Source organism: Bacillus pumilus, from assembly GCF_003431975.1.
GTDB classification, from domain to species: Bacteria; Bacillota; Bacilli; order Bacillales; family Bacillaceae; genus Bacillus; species Bacillus pumilus_N.
Genome location: NZ_CP027116.1, coordinates 79,430 through 97,617, shown reverse-complemented (window position 1 = coordinate 97,617; position 18,188 = coordinate 79,430). Strand labels below are relative to the sequence as shown.

General features: G+C 45.1%; 14 protein-coding genes and 2 rRNA genes. All 16 read right to left on the bottom strand.

What is annotated here, in order from left to right; translation table 11 throughout:
- Nucleotides 1-8: 8 nt before the first annotated feature.
- Nucleotides 9-2,939 (bottom strand): 23S ribosomal RNA (locus tag C5695_RS00500).
- 182 nt (nucleotides 2,940-3,121) lie between these two features.
- Nucleotides 3,122-4,670, bottom strand: a 16S ribosomal RNA gene (locus C5695_RS00495).
- Together the 16S and 23S rRNA genes form the textbook arrangement of a ribosomal RNA operon.
- A gap of 342 nt (nucleotides 4,671-5,012) precedes the next feature.
- Entirely contained in the window at nucleotides 5,013-6,512 is a 1,500-nt protein-coding gene (gene lysS / locus C5695_RS00490; protein WP_117728231.1) for a lysine--tRNA ligase, read from the bottom strand.
- A 90-nt stretch (nucleotides 6,513-6,602) separates the two neighbouring features.
- Nucleotides 6,603-7,604 (bottom strand): tRNA dihydrouridine synthase DusB, encoded by a 1,002-nt coding sequence (dusB, locus tag C5695_RS00485; RefSeq protein ID WP_117728229.1) that lies wholly within the window; start codon nucleotides 7,602-7,604, stop codon nucleotides 6,603-6,605.
- Nucleotides 7,597-7,830 carry a helix-turn-helix domain-containing protein gene (locus C5695_RS00480; RefSeq protein ID WP_117728227.1) on the bottom strand — a complete coding sequence of 78 codons (234 nt, stop codon included), beginning with the start codon at nucleotides 7,828-7,830 and terminating at the stop codon, nucleotides 7,597-7,599. The genes dusB and C5695_RS00480 overlap by 8 nt, the downstream gene beginning before the upstream one ends.
- Entirely contained in the window at nucleotides 7,782-8,285 is a 504-nt protein-coding gene (folK, locus tag C5695_RS00475; RefSeq protein ID WP_117728225.1) for a 2-amino-4-hydroxy-6-hydroxymethyldihydropteridine diphosphokinase, read from the bottom strand. The genes C5695_RS00480 and folK overlap by 49 nt, the downstream gene beginning before the upstream one ends.
- Nucleotides 8,282-8,644 carry a dihydroneopterin aldolase gene (folB, locus tag C5695_RS00470; protein WP_117728222.1) on the bottom strand — a complete coding sequence of 121 codons (363 nt, stop codon included), beginning with the start codon at nucleotides 8,642-8,644 and terminating at the stop codon, nucleotides 8,282-8,284. The genes folK and folB overlap by 4 nt, the downstream gene beginning before the upstream one ends.
- Nucleotides 8,637-9,494 (bottom strand): dihydropteroate synthase, encoded by an 858-nt coding sequence (gene folP / locus C5695_RS00465; protein ID WP_117728220.1) that lies wholly within the window; start codon nucleotides 9,492-9,494, stop codon nucleotides 8,637-8,639. The genes folB and folP overlap by 8 nt, the downstream gene beginning before the upstream one ends.
- A gap of 8 nt (nucleotides 9,495-9,502) precedes the next feature.
- Nucleotides 9,503-10,351, bottom strand: coding sequence for an aminodeoxychorismate lyase (gene pabC / locus C5695_RS00460; RefSeq protein ID WP_117728218.1), 849 nt, complete (start codon nucleotides 10,349-10,351; stop codon nucleotides 9,503-9,505).
- Entirely contained in the window at nucleotides 10,348-10,941 is a 594-nt protein-coding gene (gene pabA / locus C5695_RS00455; protein WP_117728216.1) for an aminodeoxychorismate/anthranilate synthase component II, read from the bottom strand. Before pabA ends, pabC begins: the two co-directional genes overlap by 4 nt.
- 13 nt (nucleotides 10,942-10,954) lie before the next feature.
- On the bottom strand, nucleotides 10,955-12,373 hold the full coding sequence (locus C5695_RS00450; protein WP_117728213.1) for an anthranilate synthase component I family protein: 1,419 nt from the start codon (nucleotides 12,371-12,373) through the stop codon (nucleotides 10,955-10,957).
- A gap of 125 nt (nucleotides 12,374-12,498) precedes the next feature.
- Nucleotides 12,499-13,422 (bottom strand): cysteine synthase A, encoded by a 924-nt coding sequence (cysK, locus tag C5695_RS00445; protein ID WP_117728211.1) that lies wholly within the window; start codon nucleotides 13,420-13,422, stop codon nucleotides 12,499-12,501.
- Nucleotides 13,423-13,499: 77 nt separating this feature from the next.
- The gene (locus tag C5695_RS00440; RefSeq protein ID WP_060697868.1) at nucleotides 13,500-14,408 is read right to left on the bottom strand and encodes a peptidyl-prolyl cis-trans isomerase; all 909 of its coding nucleotides are present in this window, start codon (nucleotides 14,406-14,408) and stop codon (nucleotides 13,500-13,502) included.
- 46 nt (nucleotides 14,409-14,454) lie between these two features.
- Nucleotides 14,455-15,330 carry an Hsp33 family molecular chaperone HslO gene (hslO, locus tag C5695_RS00435; protein ID WP_117728209.1) on the bottom strand — a complete coding sequence of 292 codons (876 nt, stop codon included), beginning with the start codon at nucleotides 15,328-15,330 and terminating at the stop codon, nucleotides 14,455-14,457.
- A gap of 14 nt (nucleotides 15,331-15,344) precedes the next feature.
- Nucleotides 15,345-16,121: a type III pantothenate kinase gene (locus C5695_RS00430; protein ID WP_008341820.1), complete on the bottom strand. Its 777-nt coding sequence runs from the start codon at nucleotides 16,119-16,121 to the stop codon at nucleotides 15,345-15,347.
- A gap of 162 nt (nucleotides 16,122-16,283) precedes the next feature.
- Nucleotides 16,284-18,188: an ATP-dependent zinc metalloprotease FtsH gene (ftsH, locus tag C5695_RS00425; RefSeq protein WP_117728207.1), complete on the bottom strand. Its 1,905-nt coding sequence runs from the start codon at nucleotides 18,186-18,188 to the stop codon at nucleotides 16,284-16,286.

Below are 18,188 nucleotides of genomic sequence, written 5' to 3'. Positions count from 1 at the left end.
TTAGAATAAAGGTTAAGTCCTCGATCTATTAGTATCTGTCAGCTCCACGTGTCACCACGCTTCCACCTCAGACCTATCAACCTGATCATCTTTCAGGGATCTTACTTCCTTGCGGAATGGGAAATCTCATCTTGAGGGGGGCTTCATGCTTAGATGCTTTCAGCACTTATCCCGTCCGCACATAGCTACCCAGCGATGCCCTTGGCAGAACAACTGGTACACCAGCGGTGCGTCCATCCCGGTCCTCTCGTACTAAGGACAGCTCCTCTCAAATTTCCTGCGCCCGCGACGGATAGGGACCGAACTGTCTCACGACGTTCTGAACCCAGCTCGCGTACCGCTTTAATGGGCGAACAGCCCAACCCTTGGGACCGACTACAGCCCCAGGATGCGATGAGCCGACATCGAGGTGCCAAACCTCCCCGTCGATGTGGACTCTTGGGGGAGATAAGCCTGTTATCCCCGGGGTAGCTTTTATCCGTTGAGCGATGGCCCTTCCATGCGGAACCACCGGATCACTAAGCCCGACTTTCGTCCCTGCTCGACTTGTAGGTCTCGCAGTCAAGCTCCCTTGTGCCTTTACACTCTGCGAATGATTTCCAACCATTCTGAGGGAACCTTTGGGCGCCTCCGTTACATTTTAGGAGGCGACCGCCCCAGTCAAACTGCCCACCTGACACTGTCTCCCTGCCCGATAAGGGCAGCGGGTTAGAAGGTCAATACAGCCAGGGTAGTATCCCACCGATGCCTCCACCGAAGCTAGCGCTCCGGTTTCCAAGGCTCCTACCTATCCTGTACAAGCTGTACCAACATTCAATATCAGGCTGCAGTAAAGCTCCACGGGGTCTTTCCGTCCTGTCGCGGGTAACCTGCATCTTCACAGGTACTATAATTTCACCGAGTCTCTCGTTGAGACAGTGCCCAGATCGTTGCGCCTTTCGTGCGGGTCGGAACTTACCCGACAAGGAATTTCGCTACCTTAGGACCGTTATAGTTACGGCCGCCGTTTACTGGGGCTTCAATTCGCACCTTCGCTTACGCTAAGCGCTCCTCTTAACCTTCCAGCACCGGGCAGGCGTCAGCCCCTATACTTCGCCTTACGGCTTCGCAGAGACCTGTGTTTTTGCTAAACAGTCGCCTGGGCCTATTCACTGCGGCTTCTCGGGGCTTTAACACCCTAAGAAGCACCCCTTCTCCCGAAGTTACGGGGTCATTTTGCCGAGTTCCTTAACGAGAGTTCTCTCGATCACCTTAGGATTCTCTCCTCGCCTACCTGTGTCGGTTTGCGGTACGGGCACCTCTCACCTCGCTAGAGGCTTTTCTTGGCAGTGTGGAATCAGGAACTTCGCTACTAAATTTCGCTCGCCATCACAGCTCAGCCTTTACGGGAAACGGATTTGCCTATTTCCCAGCCTAACTGCTTGGACGCGGATATCCAATACCGCGCTTACCCTATCCTCCTGCGTCCCCCCATTGCTCAAATGGTGAGGAGGTGGTACAGGAATATCAACCTGTTGTCCATCGCCTACGCCTTTCGGCCTCGGCTTAGGTCCCGACTAACCCTGAGCGGACGAGCCTTCCTCAGGAAACCTTAGGCATTCGGTGGACGGGATTCTCACCCGTCTTTCGCTACTCATACCGGCATTCTCACTTCTAAGCGCTCCACCAGTCCTTCCGGTCTGACTTCACTGCACTTAGAACGCTCTCCTACCACTGTTCGTAAGAACAGTCCGCAGCTTCGGTGATACGTTTAGCCCCGGTACATTTTCGGCGCAGAGTCACTCGACCAGTGAGCTATTACGCACTCTTTAAATGGTGGCTGCTTCTAAGCCAACATCCTGGTTGTCTAAGCAACTCCACATCCTTTTCCACTTAACGTATACTTTGGGACCTTAGCTGGCGGTCTGGGCTGTTTCCCTTTCGACTACGGATCTTATCACTCGCAGTCTGACTCCCAAGGATAAGTCATCGGCATTCGGAGTTTGACTGAATTCGGTAACCCGGTAGGGGCCCCTAGTCCAATCAGTGCTCTACCTCCGAGACTCTTACCTTGAGGCTAGCCCTAAAGCTATTTCGGAGAGAACCAGCTATCTCCAGGTTCGATTGGCATTTCACCCCTACCCACACCTCATCCCCGCACTTTTCAACGTGCGTGGGTTCGGGCCTCCATTCAGTGTTACCTGAACTTCACCCTGGACATGGGTAGATCACCTGGTTTCGGGTCTACGACCACGTACTCATGCGCCCTATTCAGACTCGCTTTCGCTGCGGCTCCGCATCTTCTGCTTAACCTTGCACGGGATCGTAACTCGCCGGTTCATTCTACAAAAGGCACGCCATCACCCATTAACGGGCTCTGACTACTTGTAGGCACACGGTTTCAGGATCTATTTCACTCCCCTTCCGGGGTGCTTTTCACCTTTCCCTCACGGTACTGGTTCACTATCGGTCACTAGGGAGTATTTAGCCTTGGGAGATGGTCCTCCCGGATTCCGACGGAATTTCACGTGTTCCGCCGTACTCAGGATCCACTCTGGAGAGAACAACATTTCAGTTACAGGGCTGTTACCTTCTTTGGCGGGCCTTTCCAGACCTCTTCGCTTATATCGTTCCTTTGTAACTCCGTATAGAGTGTCCTACAACCCCAAGAGGCAAGCCTCTTGGTTTGGGCTGTTCCCGTTTCGCTCGCCGCTACTCAGGGAATCGCATTTGCTTTCTCTTCCTCCGGGTACTTAGATGTTTCAGTTCCCCGGGTATGCCTTCTCATACTCTATGTATTCAAGTATGGATACTACTCCATTACGAGCAGTGGGTTTCCCCATTCGGAAATCTCCGGATCAAAGCTTGCTTACAGCTCCCCGAAGCATATCGGTGTTCGTCCCGTCCTTCATCGGCTCCTAGTGCCAAGGCATCCACCGTGCGCCCTTTCTAACTTAACCATTTCTTACTTTAGAAAGAATCACTATGTGTGATGAACTTTGCATTGCATTCAATGTGAATGTATTACTTATTGTTATCTAGTTTTCAAAGAACAATCCTGTCTCGCTAGAGACATGTCTTGAAGGAATGATCCTTCAAAACTAAACAAGACGAAAACGCACACTGCTCCATATATCCTTAGAAAGGAGGTGATCCAGCCGCACCTTCCGATACGGCTACCTTGTTACGACTTCACCCCAATCATCTGCCCCACCTTCGGCGGCTGGCTCCATAAAGGTTACCTCACCGACTTCGGGTGTTGCAAACTCTCGTGGTGTGACGGGCGGTGTGTACAAGGCCCGGGAACGTATTCACCGCGGCATGCTGATCCGCGATTACTAGCGATTCCAGCTTCACGCAGTCGAGTTGCAGACTGCGATCCGAACTGAGAACAGATTTATGGGATTGGCTAAACCTTGCGGTCTCGCAGCCCTTTGTTCTGTCCATTGTAGCACGTGTGTAGCCCAGGTCATAAGGGGCATGATGATTTGACGTCATCCCCACCTTCCTCCGGTTTGTCACCGGCAGTCACCTTAGAGTGCCCAACTGAATGCTGGCAACTAAGATCAAGGGTTGCGCTCGTTGCGGGACTTAACCCAACATCTCACGACACGAGCTGACGACAACCATGCACCACCTGTCACTCTGTCCCCGAAGGGAAAGCCCTATCTCTAGGGTTGTCAGAGGATGTCAAGACCTGGTAAGGTTCTTCGCGTTGCTTCGAATTAAACCACATGCTCCACCGCTTGTGCGGGCCCCCGTCAATTCCTTTGAGTTTCAGTCTTGCGACCGTACTCCCCAGGCGGAGTGCTTAATGCGTTAGCTGCAGCACTAAGGGGCGGAAACCCCCTAACACTTAGCACTCATCGTTTACGGCGTGGACTACCAGGGTATCTAATCCTGTTCGCTCCCCACGCTTTCGCTCCTCAGCGTCAGTTACAGACCAGAGAGTCGCCTTCGCCACTGGTGTTCCTCCACATCTCTACGCATTTCACCGCTACACGTGGAATTCCACTCTCCTCTTCTGCACTCAAGTTTCCCAGTTTCCAATGACCCTCCCCGGTTGAGCCGGGGGCTTTCACATCAGACTTAAGAAACCGCCTGCGAGCCCTTTACGCCCAATAATTCCGGACAACGCTTGCCACCTACGTATTACCGCGGCTGCTGGCACGTAGTTAGCCGTGGCTTTCTGGTTAGGTACCGTCAAGGTGCGAGCAGTTACTCTCGCACTTGTTCTTCCCTAACAACAGAGCTTTACGATCCGAAAACCTTCATCACTCACGCGGCGTTGCTCCGTCAGACTTTCGTCCATTGCGGAAGATTCCCTACTGCTGCCTCCCGTAGGAGTCTGGGCCGTGTCTCAGTCCCAGTGTGGCCGATCACCCTCTCAGGTCGGCTACGCATCGTCGCCTTGGTGAGCCATTACCCCACCAACTAGCTAATGCGCCGCGGGTCCATCTGTAAGTGACAGCCGAAACCGTCTTTCATCCTTGAACCATGCGGTTCAAGGAACTATCCGGTATTAGCTCCGGTTTCCCGGAGTTATCCCAGTCTTACAGGCAGGTTACCCACGTGTTACTCACCCGTCCGCCGCTAACATCCGGGAGCAAGCTCCCTTCTGTCCGCTCGACTTGCATGTATTAGGCACGCCGCCAGCGTTCGTCCTGAGCCAGGATCAAACTCTCCGAAAAAGTACAAAACCGAAGTTTTGTTTTTCGTCAGCGTTTGACTGACTACCTATGATGTATCATAGGATTTTTTATAAAAACTCGAATTAACAGGTACGTTTTGTCTTGTTTAGTTTTCAAAGATCATTTTCGTTATCGCTCGTAAGCGACTTTAATATCTTAACATTTCGTATCGGTTAAAGTCAAGAATTTTTTCAATTTCTTTTTTTAACCTCGTTGCTGTTTTGCGGCAACGAATAATAATATACCATCTTGATTCTTACCTTGCAATAGTTTTTTAAAAAAAAGTTTCATTTTATGAAAAATAAAAAGCGCCACAGTTAAAATGGCGCTTTGATTGATGTATTAGCGGTTTCTCATTTGCGGGAAAAGCAGTACGTCTCTGATTGATGGAGAATTTGTTAATAGCATGATTAATCGGTCGATACCAATTCCTAGACCACCTGTTGGAGGCATTCCATATTCTAATGCTTCAACAAAATCGTCATCCATTAGATGCGCTTCGTCATTTCCTTCTTCGCGTTCTTTTAATTGAGCTTCGAATCGTTCTCTTTGATCGATAGGATCGTTTAGCTCTGTGAATGCATTAGCGTGCTCACGGCGTACGATAAATAGCTCAAAACGATCTGTGAAGCGAGGGTCTTTAGGATTTTTCTTAGCTAATGGAGAAATCTCCACTGGGTGTCCGTAAATAAATGTAGGCTGAACCAATGTTTCTTCTACTTTTTGCTCGAAGAACTCATTGATAATATGACCCACTGTCATGTTTTTCGTAATTTCAATTCCGTGATCAGCTGCATGCTGTTTCGCTTCTTCTACAGACATCTCCTGCCAGAAGTCTACACCAGTTGCTTCTTTGACCGCTTCAACCATATGGACTCTTTTCCATTCAGGCTTGAGGTCAATCTCATCTTCTCCATATTGAATAGTGGTTGTTCCTAGCACCTCTTCGGCAATATGAGCAATCAGATTTTCAGTTAAATTCATGATGTCATTGTAATCTGCGTATGCTTCGTACAGCTCGATCATAGTGAATTCTGGGTTGTGACGAGTGGATACACCTTCATTACGGAATACACGGCCAATCTCGTATACTTTCTCTAGACCACCGACAATGAGACGTTTTAAGTGCAGTTCAATCGCAATACGCATATAAAGCGGCATATCAAGTGCATTGTGATGAGTAATGAAAGGACGCGCTGATGCACCACCAGGAATGCTGTGCATTGTTGGTGTTTCAACTTCTAGGTATCCTTTAGAATCTAAGTATCTTCTCATGGATTGAATAATCTTGCTTCGCATGATGAACGTCTGCTTACTTTCTGGATTTACGATCAGGTCAAGGTAGCGTTGACGATAGCGTTGTTCAACATCTTTGAGTCCATGATATTTATCAGGAAGTGGGCGAAGTGCTTTTGTGAGAACCTCAAAGCTAGTCGCTTTAATAGAAAGTTCCCCTACATTCGTTTTAAATACTGTTCCTGTTACACCGATGATATCGCCTAGGTCTGAGCTTTTGAATAATTCGTAAGCCTCTTCTCCTACACTATCTTTACGAACGTAGATTTGAATTTGTCCTTCTAAGTCTTGGATATGCGCAAAGCCAGCTTTCCCTTTTCCACGCTTAGTCATCATACGTCCAGCGATTGTCACTTGGGCAGACTTTTCTTCTAAGTCTTCTTTAGAAAACTCATCGTATTCAGCGATAATTTGTGCAGATTGATGAGAACGGTCATATCGTTCACCGAACGGATCGATACCCTCTTCTCTCATTTTATTCATTTTGTCACGTCTGACCTGGAATTGGTCATTTAATTCTTCGTTATTAAGCCCTTCATTACTCATTTATATCACTCCAATAATGTATTTTGCAGAGAAAAGTAGAAAAACTGCCAGTACATGCACTAGCAGTGAGCTACAAAAAGAAAGATAGTCTTATCCTACTTTTATACTTTGAAGCTCTTTTGCCTCGGCTTCGATCGTAAAGTCATCAAGAACTTGTACAAGCTCCGCTCTCGTTTCACTTTGATTGATTTGATTTCTCACGTCCGCATTGCCACGAACACCTTTTAAGTACCATGCTGCGTGCTTTCTCATTTCTCTGACAGCCACGTGCTCGCCTTTCAGATCAATGAGTCTGTCTAAGTGAAGCTTACACACTGACATCTTCTCACGTACGTTTGGCTCTTCTTTCAGTTCACCCGTTTCTAAATAATGAACCGTTCGATAGATCATCCATGGGTTTCCTAGTGCAGCTCTTCCGATCATGACAGCATCTACACCCGTTTCATCAAGCATACGTTTTGCATCCTGAGGGGTTTTGACATCTCCGTTGCCAATGACAGGAATGGAAACAGATTGTTTGACCTCTTTGATAATATCCCAATTCGCTGTTCCTTCGTACATCTGCACGCGTGTCCGTCCGTGAAGCGCAACCGCTTGTCCACCCGCTCGCTCAACAGCACGTGCATTGTCGATAGCGAAAATATGATCTTCGTCCCAGCCCATTCTCATTTTCACTGTAACAGGTTTATCTACAGCTTCTACGACAGCAGAGACCATTTCATAGATCTTGTTTGGATCAAGCAGCCATTTCGCTCCTGCATCACATTTCGTAATCTTCGGTACAGGACAGCCCATGTTGATATCAATAATGTCCGCTGTGGTATTCTGGTCTACAAACTTTGCCGCTTCAACGAGTGTGTCTTTTTCTCCTCCAAATATCTGAAGGCTCAAGGGCTTTTCCCTTTCATCAATGTAAAGCATGCCCATTGTTCTTGCATTGTTAATCAGGATTGCTTTGTCACTGACCATTTCAGCGCAGACTAAACCCGCTCCAAACTCTTTAACGGTCAGTCTGAAGGCAGAGTTGCACACACCAGCCATAGGTGCGAGCACCACTTTGTTTTTAATGTCGATATCTCCGATTTTAAACATCATTTCCCCTCCTTTCTTCTTCAAGAGTTGGTGAAAGTTCTTCCACCGTTATATTTAAAGCATCTGCTATTTGATCAACCAATTGGTTTGTTGGTAATCGATTGCCTCGCTCAATTTCTCCTAAGACCGAGACAGAGATGCCCAGTCTTTTGGCGAACCCTTCCTGAGTATACCCTTTTAGCTTTCGGTATGCACGAATTCTTCTACCCCACATGTCTTTTTCCATATGCTAACACCTTCTTGGTCTGTTACGGCATTTATTTGTACTTCGCCGATTTCTGGGCAAATCTCACTCATTGGAACGAGAACGAATAAACGTTCGTACATTCTAGGATGCGGTACGACAAGCAGTTCTGTGTCAATATTTTCACGATTATAAAGTAAAATGTCAAGGTCAGCCGTTCGTGGTCCCCACCTCACTTCTCTTGTTCTGCCTAATTCTTGCTCAATTTCCTGAGTAAGTGCCAGTAGTTCAAGCGGGCGAAGCGAAGTAGAAATTTTCACAGCCATGTTTAAAAAGTCGTCTTGGTTTTCGTAACCTACAGGTGTTGTTTCATATATAGATGAGATCAATTCTACTTGAACCTCTGGATGTTCGTGCAGCTTTTTGACAGCTTCTTTTAAATAGGTTTCCTTTTTACCTATGTTCGAACCTAAAGCGATGTATACGGTATTGTTCATGTGCGTGATCTCGTCATTTCAATTGCAACGGACTGATAGTGTCCTGGGATTGGCGGATCTGGTTTGATCACCTTCACTGTACATTCCTGAATTGTTGGAAAGTCCTTTAACACTTGGCTTGCAATTCTTTCTGTCAGTGTTTCAACGAGGTTAACTGGTTCACCTTCTACAATGCTTTTGCAAATTTGGTAGAGCTCTGCATAATTGATGGTCTCATTGAGGTCATCCGTTTGTCCGGCTTTGCTTAAATCAAGTGCAGCTGTTAAGTCCACACGGAATCGCTGTCCTAATTTGTTTTCTTCGGCAAATACGCCGTGGTAGCCGTAAAATTCCATTCCATTTACATATACTTTATCGATGATAAGCGCCTCCCTTATTCAGCATGGCATCCATCATTTTTGCCATTCTTGCGATTTGTTTTACATCATGTACGCGAACCATCGCACTACCTTTTTGAATTCCAAGGCAGACCGTAGCACCCGTTCCTTCAGTACGTTCTTCAGGCGGCAGGTCTAAGACAGCTCCGATGAATCGTTTTCGAGATGTAGCTAAGAGCAGCGGGTAACCTAGGTGACAAAAATGTTCCAGCTCATTCATGACCATCAGGTTGTCCTCTTTATTTTTCGCAAACCCTACACCCGGGTCTAATATGATCATGTCATCACGGACACCCGCTCGCTTCGCAATTTGAACACTTTCTTTCAAATCTGCGATCATATCTGATATCAGGTGTGTGTAGTTTCGTTCTGGTCGATTGTGCATTAAAATAATCGGCACATTGTGCTTCGCTGCCACATGTGCCATTTGAGGATCTGCCTTCGCTCCCCATACATCATTAATGATAGACGCTCCGGCTTTGACTGCTTCATCTGCAACATGGGCTTTATACGTATCAATCGAAATGGGTACATCCAATTCTTTTGTGATCTTTTCAATGACAGGAATCACTCTTGAAAGCTCCTCTTGTTCTGAGACAAACGCCGCTCCAGGGCGAGTCGATTCTCCGCCAATATCGATAATATGCGCCCCGTCTTCTATCAGCTGCACTGCATGAGCCAGCGCTTTATCCACTTGATTAAACTTTCCTCCATCTGAGAAAGAGTCAGGTGTGACATTTAAAATGCCCATGACCAATGTCTTTTCTTCATAACTAAGGGTGTGGTGCTTGGCTTGTATGACTTTAGGCTGTTTTATCACTTGTTGTGTCATTGTGTCACCTACTCTTTAAGTTCTAGACGTTCTTTCGTGTATTGCGTTCTTAACTTTGTTGAGATGGTCCGGCTGTTTTGGGGCAATGAGATTTCTCCTATAATCCTGAAAGGAACAATCCCCTGAACAGAATTCGTCATCCATGCCTCATCAGCTGATAGCAAATGCGAAACTGGGTATCTTCCTTCTTTTATTGAAGTCCCCATAGTTTGAAGTGTTTCGATACAATATCGACGAGTGACGCCATTTAAAATGCCTGTATCCAGCGATGGTGTATAGATCACATCATTTTTTCGCCAAAATACATTGGAGGTAATTCCTTCTGCCACGTCGCTTTCTTTTGTTAAAAAGATGCCTTCTAACGATGGGTCATTTCCCACTTCTCGTTTAGCGAGCAGATTGTTCATATAATGATGAGACTTGAGGCGCCTTTTGCCTTCCGGCGTATTTCTCCTCGTTTGAAGAATGACTCCCTGCTTCTCATCTAATATGGCTTCGGGCCGGAATGGAGAGATCATGACAATCACGACAGGCTCTTCATAAGGATCTGCAGAAAATCCATTGCCTCTGCCCGCAGAAACATTAAAGCGAATTCTCGCATGACCACCAGCTATTTCGTTTTTATTCAGTAAGGTATGAATGATGTCGAGTACAAATGGTTTCTCTATTGTGGATTCGATGCAAAGGTCACGCAATGATTGATTGAGCCTTTCAAGATGCCAATCTAACAGGAAGACTTGTCCTGCCAGGCTGGTAAATGTTTCGAATACACCGATGCCATATAGAAAACCATGATCAAAAGGAGAAAGAGTCGCGTCTTTCTCCTCTATATACTGACCGTTCAAGTAAATGATCATGCGTTTACTTCATGCCCCTTTTTGCGATAGGTTTCAATGAAATTTTTCAGCATTTCTTTTCCAAAGGACGTCATAATCGATTCAGGATGGAACTGCACACTTTCAATTGGCAGTTCTTTATGGCGAATCGCCATCAGCTCGCCTTCCTTTGTGCTGGCTGTTGCCTCAAAACACTCCGGCAGCGTCTCGTTTTTCACAATTAATGAATGATATCTCGTTGCGACGAGCGGATTTTGGAGTCCCGTGAAGACACCTTTGCCGTCATGTTCAATCTCTGACGTTTTACCATGCATTAGTCGCTCTGCACGAATAACATCCCCACCAAAGACTTGCGCGATGGATTGATGACCTAGACACACGCCGAAGATCGGAATGCTTCCAGCAAAGTGCTTGATCGCCTCCATACTAATTCCCGCTTCATCTGGACTGCATGGTCCTGGAGAAACCATAAGAAAATCTGGCTTGAGCTGTTCGATTTCTTGAATCGTTACTTGATCATTTCGTTTCACAATCAATTCTTCTCCGAGCTCTCCTAAATACTGAACCAGGTTGTACGTAAATGAATCATAATTATCAATCATTAAAATCATACTCTGCTCACCTCTAACTCAAAATAGTCTCTTCTTTGCTCAGCTGTAATGCTTTTTTGACTGCATAGGCTTTTTTAATGGATTCTTTGTATTCGTGCTTTGGTACAGAGTCGATGACGATCCCCGCACCTGACTGCATAAAGGCTTTTCCTTCAGTACAATACGCTGTACGAATGACGATGTTAAAGTGCATATCTTGATTGAATCCAAACCAGCCTATAGATCCAGTATAAAGCCCACGTCTTGTTGGCTCAAGTTCTTCTATAATTTCCATTGTTCTCACCTTTGGCGCACCTGTAATGGTTCCGCCTGGGAATACGGCCCTCATGACATCTACTGCATCACAATCGTCTCGCAATTCTCCTTGTACATTAGACACAATGTGCATGACGTGTGAATATTTCTCAATCGCCATAAATTCGTTCACTTGTACTGAGCCATAAGTGGACACTCGTCCAAGGTCATTCCGCTCAAGATTAACAAGCATCACATGTTCTGCTCGTTCTTTTTCATTTTCAATAAGTTCTTTTGCCAGTGCTTGATCCTCAGCATCGTCTTTGCCTCGTGATCTTGTACCTGCAATCGGTCTTGTTTCTAATTGAGTTCCCTTTTTCTTAATCAGCAGCTCTGGAGATCCACAAACAATCTGGAAATCAGGTGTGTGCAGATAAGACATATAAGGAGATGGATTGACTTGACGTAACGTTTTGTATAAATCATACGGATGTGTGTGGAGCTGTTCATCTTGTCTGATGGATAAATTCACTTGGAACACATCACCGCTTGCGATATATTGCTTAATTTTTTCTACTGCTTCCCCAAAGGTTTCTTCAGTAAAAGGTGCTGCTGGAACAAATTCTACAGAAGACACATCGACAGGTGATTGCGCTAGTTCTTCTGAAAAACTAGTCCACTTTTGCTTCAAGTCTTCAAGTCTTTGATGAGCCTTACTCACAGGTTCCGTTCCTTCTGTGTGAGTGATCAGCCACAGCACGTCTTCTTCATGATCAAAGACCGCAACATCATTAAACACGAGAAAATAAAGATCAGGTGTTTTCAGATCATCAATGGACAGCATCTTAAAATGTTCGATATATCTAGCATAATCATAGCTTAAAAAACCAATCGCCCCGCCTTGAAAGTCAGGATATTCCTCATTCGTTTCGGTTTGAAGGGTTTGGAACCAATCCGTAAACGCTCTGAATGGATCGCCTTCTTTGAAAAGCACCTCATCTTGATAATGGATGGTTGTCATCCCGTCTTTGCCCTTCGCTTTAGCAATCGGATCAATCCCAGCAATGCTGTATGAACCACCGCGAGCACTCTCAAGAAGAACGTGATGGGTTTCGCGAGCAGTTAACTGCTCATATCGTTTCAGGAAAGCATCTTTCGTAAAAGGAATTTTGATGCCCATTGGCCTGCGTTGTGTCATGTTATCATCCTTTTTTCATTTTCATTAATCTTATTGTAATGCAATCCAATTTATTTAGAAAATAGTATTTGCTTTCCATCTTCAGATTTCATGAAAAAACCCCAGCAAATGCTGGGGTGATGGGTTTAATCGAATTGATAAAGAGGTGTACTAAGGTAACGCTCACCATTACTTGGGATGATCGCCAGAACCTTTTTCCCTTTACCAAGCTTTTTCGCTGTTTGAAGCGCTGCGTAAATAGCTGCTCCTGAAGAAATACCGCCAAGGATTCCTTCCTCTTTCGCTGCTTTTCTTGCAAGCTCAAAGGCATCTTCGTTTTTCACTTGGATAATGCCGTCATATACTTCCGTGTTCAAGATGGAAGGGATGAAACCCGCTCCAATTCCTTGGATTTTATGCGGGCCTGGCTTTCCGCCTGATAATACAGGAGAATCTGTCGGCTCTACCGCATAAAGCTGAATGGATGGGATGGCTTCTTTTAGGACTTCACCAGCCCCTGTAATCGTACCGCCCGTACCAACACCTGCAATAAATGCATCAAGCTCGCCGTCAAACTGTTCAAGGATTTCTTTCCCTGTTGTACGACGGTGAATCTCCGCATTGGCTTCGTTGTTAAATTGCTGAGGCATGAAATAACCGTGTTCTTCTGCCAATTCTTCTGCCTTACTGATAGCACCTTTCATTCCTTCTGCACCTGGTGTTAAAACAAGCTCTGCGCCATAAGCACGTAAAAGGTTGCGGCGCTCCTGACTCATAGTGTCTGGCATCACCAGAATGGCGTTAATTCCTTTAGCTGCCGCTACCATCGCAAGACCAATCCCTGTGTTTCCACTTGTTGGTTCGATGAGCGTGTCACCAGCTTTTAGCTTACCTTTCGCTTCAGCGTCTTCGATCATCGCTAACGCAATACGATCTTTTACACTGCTGCCCGGGTTCATATATTCAAGTTTCAAGTAGACATCCGCACTGTCTTCTTCCACTAAACGGTTTAATTTAACGACTGGTGTATTTCCTATTAATTCAAAAACTGAATTTGCAATACGAGCCATCACTAACACCTCTATCTCCGAGTAATTTTATTGTATTAATATTAAATTATCAATTTCGAAAAATTTTGTCAATGCTTTTAGTCCTGCTCGCCATCGTAAAACCATGTGACTTTTGCTTCTTTCCACAGGGTTTTGACATTCGCCTTTTCACCTAGATCTTCCATAGCGATCTGCCTTTTGATCTGATCTTTGACTTCTTCATAAGAGAAAGAGCGTCCATTTAATTTTTCTTTTAGTTGAATAATGGCATACCCGTTTTTGGTCTCGATCGGTTCTTTCGTCCATTCGTCTGGCTGAAGCTTTTGAGCTTCTTGTATGTATAGGGCTGGAATACTTTCTTGTTCTTCTGTTACAAACCCAAGATCTCCGCCATATGGAGAGGTGTAGCGGTCAATGGAGCGTTCAGCCGCCACCGCTTCGAAGCTAGATCCGCCTTTTAGATCTTTCAATACGTTTTCAGCTTCGCCTTTTGTCTTCACGACGATATGGCGAATACGGTATGAATCATCATATTGATATAAATCCTTGTTTTTTTCATAGAAGGATTTCGCTTCTTTTTCAGAAACAACAGCGTCTCTCGTTAAAAGCTGTTCTAATAAAATTTGATAACGAATTTGCTCTTTCCATTCCTTTTCGCTTGTATGTCCATCTTCGTAGAAATTATTAGACACCGCTTTCAGCATCAGCAATTCACGATTGATCTCTTTTGAAGACACTTCCAACTTGTTTTCTTTTGCAAGCTGATTGACTACCTTCTGATTAATCATTTGCTCAAGTGTTGCCTTTCCGTAGCGGTCTTCCATCTTCTTTAACCATTCTTGACGCGTCACCTTCTCTTTTCCAATCGACGCAATTTCTTCACCGCTCTTCCCGTTTGAAGAAGCCTGTGACATTTGTGACTTTGTTAATACATATGCAATGACTACGGCATTGATCATGAGCAACACAAGGATAAATGTCCATACCACTCTTGCTTTAAGTCTCATCTTTCGTCTCCTTTCCGTTATAAAAAGAAAACCCGCTGCTTAGAGCTTAGCGGGTTATTTCTTCACGTAGCTCTTCTAGCTCTTCTTTTGTAAATACATACGTTTCGTTACAAAAATGGCATTGAGCTTCTGCTTGTCCGTCTTGTTCAATCATATCGTCAATTTCGGCTTTTCCTAGGCTGATAATGCCATTAGCAAAACGTTCTTTTGAGCAGTTACAAGAGAATTCGACAGGTACAGTTTCTAGAATTTGAGGTTTTTCTCCAAGCACTTCTTCTAAAATTTCTTCAGGTGTCATCCCTTTTTCAATAAGTTTGGAGATGGGTTCAATGGTTGATAGCCGCTTTTCTAGTCTTTCAATCACAGCATCTTCTGTTCCTGGCAGCAATTGAATGACGAAACCGCCTGCAGCGAGGATTGAGTTGTCAGGATTGACCAAAACCCCTACGCCTACAGAGGAAGGCACTTGCTCAGAAGAGACAAGATAATAAGTGAAGTCATCTCCAATTTCACCTGAGACGATCTCCGTTTGTCCTGTAAAGTGATCCTTGAGCCCGATATCTTTGACAACACTTAACGTTCCAGATGTCCCAACTGCACGTCTGACATCAAGCTTGCCATGTTCATTTAAGTCAAAGTGAACTTGTGGGTTTGAGACATATCCACGCACCTGGCCCTTTGCGTTTCCATCAGCAATGATGGCGCCGATTGGTCCACCGCCTTCAATTTTGACCGTTAGCTTATTTTCGCCTTTCAGCATAGCGCCCATCATGACGGTTGCTGTCATCGTTCTACCGATTGCTGCTGATGCCGTTGGCCATGTATGGTGTCTTCTTTGTGCTTCGTTGATTGTATCTGTTGTGTTTGCAGCATATGCACGTACTTTACCGTCATATGCTAACGCTTTAACTAAGTAATCCATTCGTTTTAAACCTCCTATAGTACACCGACACGATTGCGTTCATAAATGAGTTGTAGTCCTTTTAATGTTAGGAACGGATCGACAATATCAATGCAATCTGATTCATTTCCAATCAATGTAGACAAACCACCAGTTGCAATGACTTTCGGTGTTTGTTTGGCTTGCTGCTTCATCCGTTTCACTATTCCCTCGACTTGACCAACATATCCATAAAGGATACCTGATTGCATCGCACTAATGGTGTTTTTTCCAACGATGTGATCTGGACGGACGATTTCAATTCTAGGCAGTTTTGCCGCTCTTGTATATAAAGCCTCTGTTGAAATGGTAATACCAGGTGCAATTGCCCCGCCCATGTATTGTTTTTGTTCATTGATATAGCAGTAGGTTGTCGCTGTGCCAAAGTCTACCACGATGAGAGGCGCCCCATAAAGGTGAATCGCTGCTACAGCATTCACAATTCGATCAGCCCCGACTTCTTTTGGATTGTCACACATAATGTTTAATCCTGTCTTCATTCCAGGCCCTACAATTTGGGGTGTTATGTGAAAATACTTCTCGCACATTCTTTCTAAAGCAAACATCATTGGCGGAACAACAGAGGAGATGATAATCCCTTCTATTTGGTCAAACATCAGCCCTACATAATCGAACAAAGACCTGATGGCCATACCAAATTCGTCTTCTGTTTTATGACGGCTTGTTTCAATTCGCCAATGGTAGTTTAGATCGCCATTATGATAAACACCTAAAACGGTATTTGTGTTTCCTACATCTATCACGAGTAACAACTTCATCACCACTTTGAATAGTTTCTCAAAAAGAGCATTTTTCGACTTTCTATCATACCATACACGAATTGAGTTCCATTTGTAAACAATTCGAAACCGATCCATTCAGGAATCGAAATAAAAAAAGCTGCCGGTGATCCCGGCAGCTTTCGCAGAAGGAGATTAGATCTCCTCATCTTCTTCTTTTTTCTTGATGTTCACTTTCACATCATCGTTTTTCTCTTCGTCATCTGCGTATATACGCTCTGGAAGCTTTCCAGTTTCGTAAAGAGATTTGATTTGCTCAGCATCTAATGTTTCAACTTCTAGAAGGGCTTGCGCGATGATTTCTAGCTTATCTTTATTCTCAGTAAGAATTTGTTTCGCACGTTCGTAGCTCTCTTTGATGAAACGCTGAACTTCTTGGTCAATTTCGTAAGCGATCGCTTCACTATAATTCGGCTCGTTGTTGAAATCACGGCCAAGGAATACTTGACCTCCTTGTGCTTGACCGAATTGTAGTGGACCAAGTTTATCAGACATACCGAACTCTGTAACCATTCTTCTTGCAATGCCAGTTGCACGCTGGAAGTCGTTGTGAGCGCCTGTACTTACTTCGCCAAACGTAATTTCCTCTGCAACACGACCGCCGAGCAAGCCGACAATTTTATCAAGAAGCTCTGGCTTTGTTTGGAAATAACGGTCTTCTCTTGGAAGCATGACCGCATATCCGCCTGCCTGACCACGAGGAACGATCGTTACTTTATGCACCATGTCCGCTTCGTCTAGGATAAGACCAATGACGGTATGACCTGCTTCATGGTAAGCCACGATATTACGTTCTTTCTTCGAAATGACGCGGCTTTTCTTCGCCGGCCCAGCGATGACACGATCAGTCGCTTCGTCGATATCACGCATATCAATTTTCTTTTTGTTATGACGGGCAGCCACAAGTGCTGCTTCGTTTAGTAAGTTCTCAAGATCTGCTCCAGAGAACCCAGGTGTTCTGCTTGCAATGGCTTTCAAGTTCACTGTATCATCAAGCGGTTTGTTTTTCGCATGAACCTTCAGTACTTCTTCACGGCCAATGACATCTGGGCGGTCAACCGTAATTTGACGGTCAAAGCGTCCCGGACGCAGCAATGCAGGATCTAGGATATCTGCACGGTTCGTCGCAGCAATGATAATAATTCCTTCGTTGGCACTAAAACCATCCATTTCAACAAGTAGCTGGTTAAGCGTTTGTTCACGCTCATCATGACCACCGCCAAGACCTGCTCCACGCTGACGACCGACTGCATCAATCTCATCAATAAAGATTAAGCAAGGTGCATTCTTTTTCGCATTTTCGAATAAATCACGTACACGTGATGCACCGACACCGACGAACATCTCGACGAAATCAGAACCACTGATGCTGAAGAAAGGAACGCCTGCTTCTCCTGCAGATGCTCTCGCAAGCAATGTTTTACCTGTACCTGGAGGTCCTACTAGTAAAACCCCTTTAGGGATTCTTGCGCCAAGCTCCGCAAATTTACGTGGGTCCTTCAGGAATTCAACTACTTCTACAAGCTCTTGCTTTTCTTCATCCGCACCGGCAACATCTTTAAATTTCACACGTTTCTTCTCTTCTGTGTAAAGCTTCGCCTTACTCTTACCAAAGTTCATGACACGGCTTCCACCGCCCTGAGCTTGGTTCAATAAGAAGAAGAACAGGATAAAGATGATGATAAACGGAATAATGGTGGTCAGAACTTGCAGCCATCCATTTGTTTCAGGTGCTGGTTCTACTTTTACATCTGTATTCTTCAGTGCACTGTAAATTTGGTCAACACCTTGACCATCTGGAACATGGGTAATGAAGTATTCATCTTTCTTCGCGCCATCTAACTGACCACGAATTTCATAAACCCCTCTTACAGGCTGAATGGAGATACTCTCCACTTTTCCCGCACTTAGATTTTGCGAAAATTTGCTGTAAGACATGTTCTCAGGCTTTTGATTAGGGGATCCTAACCAACTAACTACCCCTATCACAAGTAATAAAATAAGTATATAAAAAATCGTATTACGAAAAACCCGATTCAT